The organism is Anaerococcoides asporogena, assembly GCF_029590275.1.
In the GTDB taxonomy this organism is placed as follows: Bacteria; Bacillota; Clostridia; order Clostridiales; family Clostridiaceae; genus JG1575.
Window position 1 is genome coordinate 796,322 of sequence record NZ_CP120965.1, and the last position, 12,760, is coordinate 809,081.

The 12,760-nt window shown below is 55.1% G+C and carries 15 protein-coding genes and 1 riboswitch; of the genes, 7 read left to right on the forward strand and 8 right to left on the reverse strand.

From position 1 onward, the window contains the following. Positions 1–8 precede the first annotated feature (8 nt). The 8 genes from dapD to P6M73_RS03865 form a co-directional block, all read right to left on the reverse strand. Positions 9–716, reverse strand: coding sequence for a 2,3,4,5-tetrahydropyridine-2,6-dicarboxylate N-acetyltransferase (dapD, locus tag P6M73_RS03830; protein WP_277854806.1), 708 nt, complete (start codon positions 714–716; stop codon positions 9–11). Continuing rightward, positions 713–1,441 (reverse strand): 4-hydroxy-tetrahydrodipicolinate reductase, encoded by a 729-nt coding sequence (dapB, locus tag P6M73_RS03835; RefSeq protein ID WP_277854807.1) that lies wholly within the window; start codon positions 1,439–1,441, stop codon positions 713–715. The genes dapD and dapB overlap by 4 nt, the downstream gene beginning before the upstream one ends. Continuing rightward, positions 1,441–2,334: a 4-hydroxy-tetrahydrodipicolinate synthase gene (dapA, locus tag P6M73_RS03840; protein ID WP_277854808.1), complete on the reverse strand. Its 894-nt coding sequence runs from the start codon at positions 2,332–2,334 to the stop codon at positions 1,441–1,443. The genes dapB and dapA overlap by 1 nt, the downstream gene beginning before the upstream one ends. Further along, the gene (locus P6M73_RS03845) at positions 2,331–3,323 is read right to left on the reverse strand and encodes an aspartate-semialdehyde dehydrogenase (RefSeq protein WP_277854809.1); all 993 of its coding nucleotides are present in this window, start codon (positions 3,321–3,323) and stop codon (positions 2,331–2,333) included. Before P6M73_RS03845 ends, dapA begins: the two co-directional genes overlap by 4 nt. Continuing rightward, positions 3,310–4,122, reverse strand: coding sequence for a diaminopimelate epimerase (dapF, locus tag P6M73_RS03850; protein WP_277854810.1), 813 nt, complete (start codon positions 4,120–4,122; stop codon positions 3,310–3,312). Before dapF ends, P6M73_RS03845 begins: the two co-directional genes overlap by 14 nt. Positions 4,123–4,136: 14 nt before the next feature. Further along, positions 4,137–5,339: an aspartate kinase gene (locus P6M73_RS03855; protein WP_277854811.1), complete on the reverse strand. Its 1,203-nt coding sequence runs from the start codon at positions 5,337–5,339 to the stop codon at positions 4,137–4,139. Continuing rightward, a complete protein-coding gene (gene lysA, locus P6M73_RS03860) occupies positions 5,336–6,643 on the reverse strand; it encodes a diaminopimelate decarboxylase (protein ID WP_277854812.1) in 1,308 nt (435 codons plus the stop codon). The genes P6M73_RS03855 and lysA overlap by 4 nt, the downstream gene beginning before the upstream one ends. A 125-nt stretch (positions 6,644–6,768) precedes the next feature. After that, positions 6,769–6,912: riboswitch (Lysine riboswitch) on the reverse strand. A 432-nt stretch (positions 6,913–7,344) separates the two neighbouring features. Further along, positions 7,345–7,971 (reverse strand): hypothetical protein, encoded by a 627-nt coding sequence (locus P6M73_RS03865; RefSeq protein WP_277854813.1) that lies wholly within the window; start codon positions 7,969–7,971, stop codon positions 7,345–7,347. A 402-nt stretch (positions 7,972–8,373) separates the two neighbouring features. Here P6M73_RS03865 and P6M73_RS03870 point away from each other — a divergent pair, with 402 nt between their 5' ends. The 7 genes from P6M73_RS03870 to P6M73_RS03900 all read left to right on the forward strand — a co-directional run bounded on the left by P6M73_RS03870 (position 8,374) and on the right by P6M73_RS03900 (position 12,544). Then, a complete protein-coding gene (locus P6M73_RS03870; RefSeq protein WP_277854814.1) occupies positions 8,374–9,324 on the forward strand; it encodes an EamA family transporter in 951 nt (316 codons plus the stop codon). Between the two features lie 329 nt (positions 9,325–9,653). Then, positions 9,654–10,202, forward strand: coding sequence for a hypothetical protein (locus P6M73_RS03875; RefSeq protein ID WP_277854815.1), 549 nt, complete (start codon positions 9,654–9,656; stop codon positions 10,200–10,202). 110 nt (positions 10,203–10,312) lie between these two features. Further along, positions 10,313–10,654, forward strand: a complete 342-nt coding sequence (locus P6M73_RS03880) for a hypothetical protein (protein ID WP_277854816.1) — start codon at positions 10,313–10,315, stop codon at positions 10,652–10,654. Positions 10,655–10,670: 16 nt separating this feature from the next. Beyond that, positions 10,671–10,883, forward strand: coding sequence for a hypothetical protein (locus tag P6M73_RS03885; RefSeq protein ID WP_277854817.1), 213 nt, complete (start codon positions 10,671–10,673; stop codon positions 10,881–10,883). Beyond that, the gene (locus P6M73_RS03890) at positions 10,868–11,113 is read left to right on the forward strand and encodes a hypothetical protein (protein WP_277854818.1); all 246 of its coding nucleotides are present in this window, start codon (positions 10,868–10,870) and stop codon (positions 11,111–11,113) included. The genes P6M73_RS03885 and P6M73_RS03890 overlap by 16 nt, the downstream gene beginning before the upstream one ends. A 53-nt stretch (positions 11,114–11,166) precedes the next feature. Further along, positions 11,167–11,463 carry a hypothetical protein gene (locus tag P6M73_RS03895; protein WP_277854819.1) on the forward strand — a complete coding sequence of 99 codons (297 nt, stop codon included), beginning with the start codon at positions 11,167–11,169 and terminating at the stop codon, positions 11,461–11,463. Between the two features lie 145 nt (positions 11,464–11,608). Beyond that, positions 11,609–12,544 (forward strand): metallophosphoesterase, encoded by a 936-nt coding sequence (locus P6M73_RS03900; protein WP_277854820.1) that lies wholly within the window; start codon positions 11,609–11,611, stop codon positions 12,542–12,544. Positions 12,545–12,760 lie beyond the last annotated feature (216 nt).

Here is a 12,760-nt window from a genome sequence, read left to right on the forward strand (position 1 = left end):
CCGCCGATCTAGCGCAGATCCTCCAGGAGCTTTGTCTTCTCCGCGGTCTGCTCGTCCTTCTGCTTGATGACCTTGGCCGGCGCTCCGGCGACGACGGCATCGGGCGGGACATCCCGGGTCACGACGGATCCGGCGGCAACCACCGCGTTGGCGCCGACGCGGACACCTTCCAAGATCACCGCGTTGGCTCCGACCAGTACCCCGTCTTCAATAATCACCGGGGTGCTGGAAGGGGGTTCCAGCACGCCGGCCACGACGGCGCCTGCGCCGATGTGGCAGTTGCGGCCGATGGTGCCCCTGGCACCTACCACCGCATTCATATCCACCATGGTGCCTTCCCCGATGACCGCGCCGATGTTCAGGACCGCGCCCATCATGATGATGGCCCCTTTGCCGATCTGCACGAACTCCCGGATATGGGCGCCCGGCTCAATGCGCGCGTCCACTGCCCGGATATCCAGCAGGGGAATGGCGGAATTGCGCCGATCGCATTCCACGACCTGATCCGTGATCCGGTCCCGGTTCGCTTCCAGAAACCGGCCAACGGCTTCCGCTTCTCCAAAGAGGGTGTAGGACGGTCCTTCGCCGAACACCCGCAGACCGGAGAAGTCGGCTTCGGCCAGGTCGCCTTTGACGTAGAGCTTGACCGGCGTCTGGCGAACCGCGTTTTTAATGTAAGCCGCAATGGCGTAGGCATCGCTTAAAAATTCATTCATGACTCATCCTCCGGGCGGAACAGATCCGCCATGCCGTAAAGTCCGGGTGCCTGGTGCAGGATAAAGCTCGCGGCTTTCATTGCGCCGCGGGCGAACAGCGCCCGGGATTCTCCCCGGTGGGTCAGTTCGATGGTTTCTCCGTTCAGGGCGAACAGCACCGTGTGCTCGCCGACAATGGTGCCGCCGCGAACGGCGTGGATTCCAATCTCTCCCGGCGTACGCGGCGCCTGACCGCTTCGGCCATTGACAACTTTGGGATCGCCTCTCCGGGAAGCTTCCTCCAGCAGGAGCAGGGCTGTTCCGCTGGGAGCGTCCAGCTTGCGGCGGTGATGGCGCTCAATGATTTCAATGTCCGCGTCCTCGCCCAGCAGACGGGCCGCTTCCCGGACCAGGGCGCGCAGAGCATGGATCCCCAGGCTCAGGTTCGCGCTCTGAAACAGGGGGAAGGAAGCCGCCGCTTCATGGATCTGAGTTACGGCCTCCGGGTCAAAACCCGTGGTGGCGAGCACCAGGGGAGTGCCATGGCTGCGGCAGTAATCCAGAACTTCCGGCAGGGCATCCCGGTGCGAAAAGTCAATGATGACATCCAGGGGCTGCCCCTCATGCTCTGCCAGCGGCCGGCCGGTATGGAATCCCAGAATATGGGTATCGGGCTCTTCGCTGGCATAGAGTTCGGCCAGCACTCGGCCCATATGGCCGGTGCTGCCGTGGATTCCGAGGATCATCAGGCACCTCCCTGGGCCAGCAGCCCATAATGAGCCAGTGTCTCCGACAGGGTCTGGCGGTTATTCGGGGCCAGTTCCACCAGAGGCAGCCGGAAGCCGCCGACGGGTCGTCCCATCAGATTCAGCGCTTCCTTTACCGGCACGGGATTGGTCTCGATGAACAGATCCGCGATCAGCCGGTCGTATTCCGCCTGCAAAGCCCGGGAACGATCCACGTCGCCTGCCAGATAGGCGGCCACGATATCATGGGTCGCCCGGGGGGCCACGTTGGACAGTACGGAGATAACGCCGTGGCCGCCCTGTTCCATGAAGTCGAAGATCTCGTTGTCGTTTCCGGAGTAGACTTTGAAGCCTTCCTTGGCCTGGGCCAGAATCTGGCCGCAGCGTTCGGGGTGGCCGGAAGCTTCCTTCAGCGCAACGATATGGGGTACAAAGGACAGTTCAATGACCGTTTCCGGCAGCAGGTCCACGCTGGTCCGCCCCGGCACGTTGTAGAGAATGATCGGAATCGAAACCGCTTCGGCGATGGCCTTGTAATGGGCCAGGAGGCCTCTCTGGGAGGGCTTGTTGTAGTAGGGGGTGACCAGCAGCAGGCCGTCCACGCCCAGTTCCTGGGCCGCCACGGACAGCGCGATCGAGTCCTGGGTGTTGTTGGATCCGGTTCCGGCGATCAGAGGAATCCGACCGTTCACCGTCTTCAGGGCGAAGGCGAACAGCTCCAGTTTTTCTTCCTTGGACAGGGTGGCCGATTCCCCGGTAGTTCCGGCGACGATGAAGGCATCGGTGCCCTCGGCGATCTGCCATTCCATCAGCTCCGCCATTGCCGGATAATCAATGATTCCATTCTGAAAGGGAGTTACGATGGCAACTCCGGCGCCATTCCATAAATTCATGATCTTGCCTCCATGCATTTCATTAAAATCTGTACCGCGTTGGTCGCGGCCCCCTTGCGGATGTTGTCCGCGACGGTCCAAAGGTGCAGGGTGTTGGGGAAACTGTCGTCGGGACGGATCCGTCCCACCAGGACCAGGTCCTGGCCGCTGGCCTGGCGGGCCGTGGGGTAATTCTCCGGTTCGATCCGCAGCCCGATTCCCGGGGCGGCGGCCAGCGCTTCATGCAGCTGATCCAAATCGAAGGGCCGCTTTGTCGTGACATTGATGGCGACGCTGTGGCCGTTGCGGACCGGAACCCGGACGCAGGTGGCGCTGACGGCCATGGCGTCATCACCCAGGATCTTGCGGGTTTCGTCGATCATCTTCTGCTCTTCCTTGGTGTAGCCGCTGGGCAAAAACACATCGATCTCGGGCAGGCAGTTGTCGGCAATGGGGTGGCGGTAGAAGGCGGGCTTCTCGCCGCGCTGGGTTCTGGCCAGATCGGCGGTGCCGCGGTAGCCGGATCCCGACACGGCCTGGTAGGTGGTATAGACAACCCGGGTGAGGCCGAACAGGTCATGCAGGACCTTCAGGGGCAGGACGCTCTGGATCGTGCTGCAGTTGGGATTGGCGATGAGATGGTCCTGGGGACCGATGGCATCGAAATTGACTTCGGGCACCACCAGGGGAACCGCCGGATCCATGCGCCAGGCACTGGAGTTGTCGATGACGGTGATGCCGGCTTTGGCGGCCAGCGGGGCATATTCAGTACTGACGGAACCGCCGGCTGAGAACAGGGCGTACTGGAACCGGACGGGATCCAGCGCCTGCGGGGTCAGAAGCTCCACCGTATAGTCGCGTCCCTTGAAGCTAACGGTCTGACCGGCCGTACGCTGCGAGGCCAGCAGCACCAGTTCGCCTACGGGTACATCCAGATCCTCCAGGACCTGCAGAAAGGTCTGGCCGACCATTCCGGTCGCACCGACAATTGCTAAATTAACACGTTTCATTTTCCATCTCTCCTTTTCCAATTCGTACGGCCGGTCCGGTGAGCCAGAAGCGTTCACCGGTCTCTACGGTGAGGCTGCCGCCCGGAACGTTAACCTGGGCGGTGCCTTCGATCAGACCGCGGCGGCTGGCCACGGCGACTGCGGCGCAGACGCCGGTGCCGCAGGACCAGGTGTAGCCGACGCCTCGTTCGTAGGTCCTCACCGTCAGGTGGGTCCGATCCTTAACCTGAACAAAATTCACATTGATTCGCCGGGGGAAGAACGGGTGGTGGCACAGGGCATCGGCCTCCGCCTCCGGAATGTTGTCCCAGGTGAATGCCACGGCGTGGAGCGTGCCCAGGACCAGGATCTCCAGTTCATAACGCCGGCTTCCGGCCTCCAGCTCCAGCACTTCGCCCGATGGCACCGGGCGGATCGTATCCGGGGGCTCCACCGCAAAGACCGGGGTGCCGATTTCTACCCGAATTTCCTCATAGCCGGCGCTGACATCGACGGTCAGGATCCCGGCTCCGGTTTCCACGGTGAACTCCGTTTTTCTGACCAGGCCGGTTTCATGCACGTGCCGGGCAAAGCAGCGCAGGCCGTTGCCGCACATCGGAGCGGGCGTCCCGTCCTGGTTGAAGTACAGCATCCGGATTTCAGCCTGCTCGGACGCCGTCGGGACCAGGAGCCCGTCGGCGCCGAAGCCGAACTGACGGTGACAGAGCCGGCGAGCCAGGTCCGGGAGATCTCCGGCTGGCAACGGGTCCAGGGGGACGATGAAATCATTGCCTGTCCCGTGGTATTTGACAAACCGCATGGCGTTCCCTCCCATTACAGGTCGAAGGCGCTGGCGATCGCCGCAACGGCCGGTTCCTTGTACTTCTCGGCCATGGTGTAGGAGATGGAGATCTCCGAGGTGGATACCTGGCGGAAGGGGATTTTATGGTCGGACAGGATCTGGAACAGCCGGGCGGCTACGCCGCTCTGGGTGCGCATGCCGGAGCCCACCACCGACACCTTGATCAGGCCGGTTTCGATGTCCATCGATACGCCGGGCAGTGTCTGAAGCAGGTCCCGGAGCAGTGCTTCCACTGCCGCGCGGTCCAGCGCCGGAGCGGTGAAGGAGAGGCTGACGGTGCCGTCGGCCATGGGGATCTGGGAGATCATGTCGATGTTGATCTCTTCTCCGGCCAGTCGGGTAAAGACTTCGGCGACCTGGTCGGAATCCATCGGAAGGTTCCGAAGGGTGACCATCATGATGTGTTCGAGAACGGATAAACCGGTGATGCTGCGATGTTCCATGGATTTTCCTGCCTTTCTGATATAGGTGCCGGTGATGTTCTCGTGGGCCGATGCCACATAGATTTCAACGCCGAAGTGCTGTGCGATGTCAACGGAGCGGGGTTCCATGACCTTGGATCCCAGAAACGCCATTTCTTTCATTTCTTCCCAGGTGATTTCCTCCAGCTGGCGGGCTGGGGGAAAGAGGCGGGGATCGACCCCGTAGATTCCGCTGACGTCGGTGTAGATCTCGCAGCCGCAGCCCAGCTTGGCCGCCAGGGCCACGGCCGTGGTATCGGAGCCGCCGCGGCCCAGGGTGGTAATATCACCGGCTTCGTTGTAGCCCTGGAAGCCGGCCACCACGACCACGTTGCCGGAGGCGAGCTGCCGTTCCACGGCCGTGGTATCAATGTCCAGAATCTTGGTTTTGGTATGCAGGCCTTCCGTCAGGATTCCCGCCTGAAAGCCCGTCAGCGAGATGGCCGGTGTGCCCAGTTCCTGGAGGATCATGGCTAACAGGGCGATGGAAACCTGTTCTCCGGTGGAGAGCATAACGTCCACTTCCCGCTTGGAAGGCGCCTGGGACGCTTCGCCGATCATGGCCATCAGCTGGTTGGTGGTCTTGCCCATGGCGGAGACCACCACCACCAGTTCTTCGCCCTGCAGCGCCCGGTCCCGGACTTTTTGGGCCACATTCCTCATCTTATCCAGATCCGCCAGCGAGGATCCGCCAAATTTCAGTACTTTTCTCATTCGTGATATGCCTCCTCGACATCGTTTCGGATCAGGTCTTCATAGCTTTCACGCCGCACCGCCAGCCGGCTTTTTCCCTCGTGCACCAGCACAACGGCGGGGCGGGGGAGGCGATTGTAGTTGGATGCCATGGAGTAATGGTAGGCACCGGTGCTGAAAACCGCCAGGAGTTCGCCGGCAGCCGGCTGAGGGAGGGGGATGCCGAGGATCAGGATGTCGCCGGATTCGCAGGCCTTGCCCGTTACCGTATAGACGGATTCTGCCGGGGCCTCAACCCGCTGGGCCAGGACGGCCTCGTAGCTGGCCCCGTACAGGGCGGTTCGGATATGGTCGGCCATGGAGCCGTCGACGAAGACGTAGCGGGTGCCGCCATAGGTGGCTTTGGTGCCGCCGACAGTGTAGAGGGTGACACCGGCTTCGGCGACGATGGAGCGTCCCGGCTCGATGAGGATCCGGACCGGCGGGAGACCGCGGGCTTCCAGACCATCGGCGATGAGTTCCAGCAGCTGAGGCAGAAAGGCTTCGGGTTCCAGGGGCTCGTCGCCGCTGACGTAGCGGACGCCGAAGCCGCCGCCCAGATCCAGAACCTTGAGGGAAAGTCCCGCCCGGGACAGGTCAGCCAGATAGTTCAGCATGACCTCGGCGGCGGAGGCAAAGGAATTTGCTTCAAAGATCTGAGAGCCGATGTGGCAGTGCAGTCCTTCCAGTTCCAGGGAGGGCTGATGCGCCAGCTCCCGCAGAAATTGAGCAGTTTCCGGCTGGAACATGCTTAATCCGAATTTCGAATCATTCCGGGTCGTGCTGATGTATTCGTGGGTATGAGCTTCGATGCCCGGATTGATCCGGACCAGCACCCGCTGGCGTCGTCCGGTGCCTTCCAGGAGGTGGATCAGCCGGCTGGCCTCGGTTTCATTGTCGAGAATGATGCAGCCCACCCCGGCGTCCAGCGCCTGAGCCAGCTCCGCCTCCGACTTGTTGTTGCCGTGAAAGTAGATCCGAGAAGCATCGAAGCCGGCGGACAGTGCCGTATAGAGCTCTCCGCCGGAGACGACATCCAGCGACAGGCCTTCCTCCGCCAGGATCCGGACCATGGCCTGGCACAGGAATGCCTTGGAGGCATATAGTACTTCGCCCTCCAGCCGGGATCCGGTCATGGCCTGGCGGTATGCCTGCATTTTGCTACGCATCCGGCCTTCGTCCATGACATAGAGCGGCGTGCCGTAGGTCCGCGCCAGCTTGCCGGCTTCCACCCCGCCCAGCACCAGTTCTCCATTGTGTTGTTCCCATCGCTGTGTCCAGTCCATTGGTTTGCCTCCTCTAAAAAATTGGTAGATTGTCGATCTCATTCTGGTGGTTCAAGATCCCGGAAATATAGAAAAACCGTGAGCGAATGCCCACGGTTATCCAATAACACCATGCAATCGCCCGACCTCGTGGAAGCGCTTCTCCGGACCATTGGGCAACGATCCGGAAACAGTGACATGCTTGTTCAGCATGCCCCCAGCACTGATGCTTCGGCGCCAGCCCCTTTCCCTTCCGGTACTCTTAACATGGCGCAACCTCTTCTCACAAAGCGAATTCTTAAATTGGCACAAGTTTACGTTTTTACTGGAATTGTGTCAATAGGTTTTCCTTGAATTGGATGAATAATTATGAATATTGCAATTTTCGGGGAGAAGAGACTGCGTGTAATCGATGTTCAGATTCAGGAAATATGCAGGTTGATTAATCCGGAGATTACGAGGAATGTCAATAGGTATTCAGCTCCGAAGAGGGATATTTGACTCAAAGACAAAAATGCAGCCCGCCAATCGGAGAATGGTTCCGAATGATGGGTTGCATTTTATTAGGATTAATATCATAATTATTCAGTGTGACGGACTCAAAGTAAGGAATGACGATCTGCAGACGAACCGAGTCATACGACCAATCAATCGGCAGTCATACTTCCGGATAACCTGCGGTCATACTTCCGGTTATTCTTCCAGATAACCTGCCGGAGGGATTATCCCATCAGCGGAACTGATCCGTGGGTCAGGTAGAAGTTGCAGAAGAAGGCGGCGATTCCGATGATGAAGAGGACCAGGACATAGAAAAAGAAGTTGGGGACAATCCGTTTCTTTTTCAATGTGGAGGCCCGTTTGCGGAAATGATCATTGAGATCCGCGACGAAGGCTTCGTCATAATGAATATGGTTGTCGATCTCGATCCACTTGTCGGCGTCCCGGATGATCAGGGCATTGCGGTAGTTGTTGATCTCCACTGTGCGGCTCAGCTCACTGCTGGGGAAGATTCGGAAGCTGCGGCCCGATTCCTTCAGGTATTCATCCAGTTCGCGGGTCACGTCATCCAGATCCGCTCCCATCAGAATGATCTTGTCATAGGTCAGGATATAGATGTAGACCCCGAGGAAGATCAGCAGCATGGTCAGTCCGATGGGCGTCATGCCTTCGCCGGAGATGGCGATGGTGAACAGGACAAAGGAGAGCAGGAAGGGAACGACATACAAATTAACATGACTCTGATTGGTCATGTAGATGGTTTTTTTGGTTCGGTAAAAATAATAGTCGACGGCCAGAACGGCCAGCAGGACCAGAAAACTGATCAGAAGCAGGACGATGGTATTAGTCATGTCAGCACTCCATTCGTTGATGGTTTTTCTGTCCTCATTATACAACAGGAAAAGATTGGTTCCAATGATTCGAAAATTCGCAGTTTCAGGGAATTCAGGTTATTTGAGTAATTCTGGTTATTAGGAGAATCCAGGAATCCAGGAATCGGAATTCGGACATTCGCGATTATGGGAATTCAGATTTCCTGGAATAGGAGGGATTTGGGAAATCTGGGAAAAAAGGCATATCTGGATATGGAAATCCTCTGGATTCGCGAAAATTTCTGGATTTGGGAAATTACTGGATTTGCCGGGTTTCCTTTGAAAAGACCCAGGCCCACCGGTTCCGACTGGTGGTATGATGTTTAATAGAACAAAAGAGTTCAGGACACAAGCCGGAAACGGAGTCCGGCCGGGGGGTAGATGATGAAGCAGCGCAGCTTAAGTTTGAGGGATTTTTTACTGATTTTGATTGTGGTGATTTTATGGGGCTGTAATTTTGTGGCGATCAAGATCGGCCTGTCCGGTTTTCCTCCGCTATTTCTGGTCGGAGTACGGTTTCTGCTGGTCTTCTTTCCGGCCTGCCTGTGGATTAAACGACCCAATCTGCCGTGGCAGTATCTTTTCAGGTATGGTTTCTTTATGGGCATTGCGCAGTTTGGCTTCCTGTTTTACGCCATACAGATCGGGATGCCGGCCGGCATTGCTTCGGTACTGATTCAGGCTCAGGTCATGTTTGGACTGCCCCTGGCAGCGCTCCTGCTTCATGAGAAAATCACCCGGATCCAGATCGGGGGAATCCTCTTATCAGTGTTCGGCGTCCTCTATCTGGGCGGCGTGTTCCAGAGCGACCGGACGCTGCCGCTGCTGCCGTTCTTCCTGGTCATCCTGGCGGCCGCCAGCTTCGGCGTGTCCAATGTGGTCTATCGCCAGATCGCGGAGTATAACATCAAACAGGGCAAACGCACCAGTTCCCTGGAAGTTCTGGTCTGGTCCTCGCTCTTCATTCCGCTTCCCATGTTCGCTTTGTCAGCTGTCCTGGAAACTCCGCAGGTGGTCTTCAACGCCGTGATGCAGCTGAAAGCACCCGCTCTCCTGTCCCTGGCCTACATGGTGATCCTGTCCACTTTCGTAGCCTATGGCCTCTGGGCCAGCCTCATTGGGAAATATTCTGCTTCCCTCGTGTCGCCCTTCTCCCTGCTGGTTCCGCTGGTCGGAGTCCTGGCCTCCGTCACGCTGCTCCACGAAACGCTGGACACCAGACAGATCACCGGAATGGTCATCACCATCGCCGGCCTTGCCCTGGCCAATCTGGGCACTCGCCTGGTCAGCCTCTGGTCCAGCCACTCTCAGAAGGAACACCCCGCCCATTAATCTCATGCCTGTAAGATATAAATACTGATCTTGTGATAAAAAGCGCCTGAAGCGGTTGTAAACTGCTCCAGGCGCTTTTTCTGCGATTCAGTGTGCCAGTGCGCTGGCAAACAAGCCGCATAGAATGAATCGGTTCAAAAAAGTTAGGAATAGATATTAATTCAGCATTTTGGGGACCGTAATGGGGTTAATAATTATTATAATTAAAGGTTCTTTTTTAAGAAAAATGTCCATATAATAACATACAATTGAGCTGTAGAAAGAAGTGAATATATGGTGCGAAAAGTTGAAATGATCACAGTTCATTAAATGGCAGAGGAGCGAGTGAAATGACATTAGCAGGTATTAATCAAATGGGTCGCAGGAACAGGTATCGTGGCGAAGCAATCGTACCGCCGGTTATCGAAGACATTCTGCGAAGGCTTAATGACAGGATATCGGAAGGATTGGAAGGTCGTGTCCGAAAAAATCCAGTTATCGATGATGCTCGGATGTCGGACGGATTGGAAGAGGCTGATCCGGATCGTATCGTCGGTGATGTTTGGACTGAAACGGACCAAATCCATCGTCAGGGCAATGGATCCCCTTCCGTTGATGGATTCAATATGATTCCATCTTCATCCAATCGGCGGGGATGCACCGAGCTCCTTGTCACCTTCTGCTTTCAGAATGACAGCTTTGAAAAACGACTGCTTGAAAGCCTTGATCATGTTTCCAAGCACTGCAGGAATACGAAAGATATCTATTTCATCACCACGAAATGGAACTCAGCGATTTTTGAAAAATACGACGGCTATCTGGAAATGGTGAGGGATACCCCGTTGAACATCGTATTTATTTATGTAGGGAAAGAAGGCTTTGTGTGGATGCCCGAATAGGCAATGTATCACTGAATGGATTCCCGGGATCGGTACTTGAACGGCAGCCGCTCCCATGATTTTGTGGAATATTAGTAATAGATACTACACCATGACAGGAGGGAAGGAAAATGACAGGAACCAGTCAACAGCCATCGGAATCAAACGGGATCGAAGAAGAAAATGTCTGGGATGATTCCAGCAGCTTTGCGGTGCAGGAGGACTGTCTGCCCGATGGCCGAAGCTTTCAGGCAGAAATGTGGGGAGAAGCGGGATTTACCTTTCTAACCTACCGGTTCCCCGTTCAGGGTTTGGAACAGTACTCGAAAAGCCAGGTTGTCGATTATCTTGAAACACAGGGTATCCCTATTGATCCTGAGAAATTCCCCGTAGATAGAATTCAGCTGCTGCCGAATCATAAAAACAGCGATTTACTGGAATTGACCCTGACCATTGGTGAAAGCGATGACTGAGGCAGAGCTTAACCAAATGAAGCATCAGAAGGTATGTGAGTTAAGCCTGACGGGAACTCCGGAGCAGATCAACTCGATCCTGGATGAGGGGTATGAGGTCACAGGCATCGTGCCGATTCATCAGACTTCCGGCGGCGCCATCTATACCAGAACCAGAGGCAATTATGTTCTGAAAGTACTGGTGCTCCTCTCCCCTCTGATCGCCGGACCCGAATGGAATTTAAATTAATCACTCGGAACAACGGATACACCAATGAATTCAACAAGCTGCTGGAATCCCGGAACGAGCGAGGCTATTGGGCCCGATTTGTCCTGCCGCTGGATGTCTTCCTGGATCCGGAAGCCCGTGCCGGAATCGGGAAGGGGACGTATGGATTTGCCGTCTTTTTCATTAAGGACCAGGAAACCGAAGAGAGGGCCCAGACTGAGTCAGGGATGAGAGCACAAGGCCCGGAATGAAGAGCTGGACTGATGTGCCGGGTAATAATCAAAAAGAATCGAAGGGGGTAACTATGGATTATCGTGTGGATAATGAGACGCTGCTGCAATGGTTGGAAGAAGGGAAAGAAAAAGGTGCTTCTCACTGCCTGATCGTGTGCGATACATGGGACTATGCCGAGGGATTCGAAGACTTTCCGGTATACGTGATGCCCGATGAGAATGTCGATGTTATCAAAAAGAAATATCCTCGCGGCGGAATCGAAGTGTTCGTGGCACAATTCGATCTGACCCATAATCTGAAAGAGCAGGCCGGCCGCTACGATCGAAATACGGGCTTCAAGTATGGAGACCGCTTGTTTGACATTTAGGTACTGAGCCGGAGAGAAAAGAGGGATTCAAGACACTACCAGGGAAGACGATCCCTGGTAGTATTGAACTGCGGAATAACCTGAAGCAAATGAACGAGTTTTGTGGATAGAATCTAATCAAATGTCAAATGGCTGAGGAGACAGAATGAACTACGATATTATCGGGGATGTGCATGGCAGGTATGATGACCTGGTGGAATTGTTGAAGAAGCTTGGGTACAGAGAATCAAGCAAGGGATGGCATAAGTCTGGGCATATGGCGATCTTTCTGGGGGATCTGGTCGATGGCGGTCTGCAACAGGTGAAGACCGTGAACTTAGTTCGAAGGATGGTCGAACATAATGATGCCCATTGCATCATGGGAAATCATGAATTCAATGCCATCGCCTGGGAAACCCCGGATCCGGAGGAACCAGGAGAATTTCTCAGAAAACACACTTCACAAAATCAAGAACAGCACCAAGCTTTTCTGAACGAGGTAGTGAACCAGCCAATCCATGGGGAGCTGATCCAGTGGTTCAAGACACTGCCACTTTGGATGGATTTTGGCCAGTTCCGGGTTATCCATGCCTGCTGGCATGAGCCCTCAATGACCAGGTTGAAGCAGAATAATTCCTTCAAAGAAGGATGTCTGCATGGGGTGCAATGGATCAATAGCTCACGAAACGGTCATCCGGACTTCATTGCGGTTGAAATGCTCTGCAAAGGACCGGAAGTGAAACTGCCGGAAAATTATTCCATATTGGATCGGAAAAAGAATAAGCGGAAGCAGATGCGAATCAAATGGTGGGGGGATGACTTCAAATCCTACCGTGAGGCAGCCCTGATCCCCAGCCCGCAGATGGATAAGATTCCGGATGCTCCCCTGGTGAATCGACCGGATTTCATCCCATATATAGGACCACCAGTCTTTTTTGGCCATTATGGTCTCCTGGGTCAACCGGAGCTGTTCTCAGAGAAAATCGCCTGTGTAGATTTCAGCCATGAGGACAGGAAGCTTCTTACTGCTTACCAGTGGGGTGGGGAGGTTCATTTAGAAAAGTCTAACCTCGTGTACATGGATCCCATTAGTCACATTTAGTAGTATTGAGAAGATAGTATTATATATCAAATGAAAGTCTTTAACAGATCAGGAATTTGCCTATTAATATATATATTCCAAAAATCAAGCAAGTATTTTATATAAATTGAACCTAATGCTCTATGAAGATACGATAATAATTGTGCTGGTATAAGCATTAGAATTAACTTTATTAAGAATGCACCGCCTCTATTTAGAGCAGTAAAATGGACAATG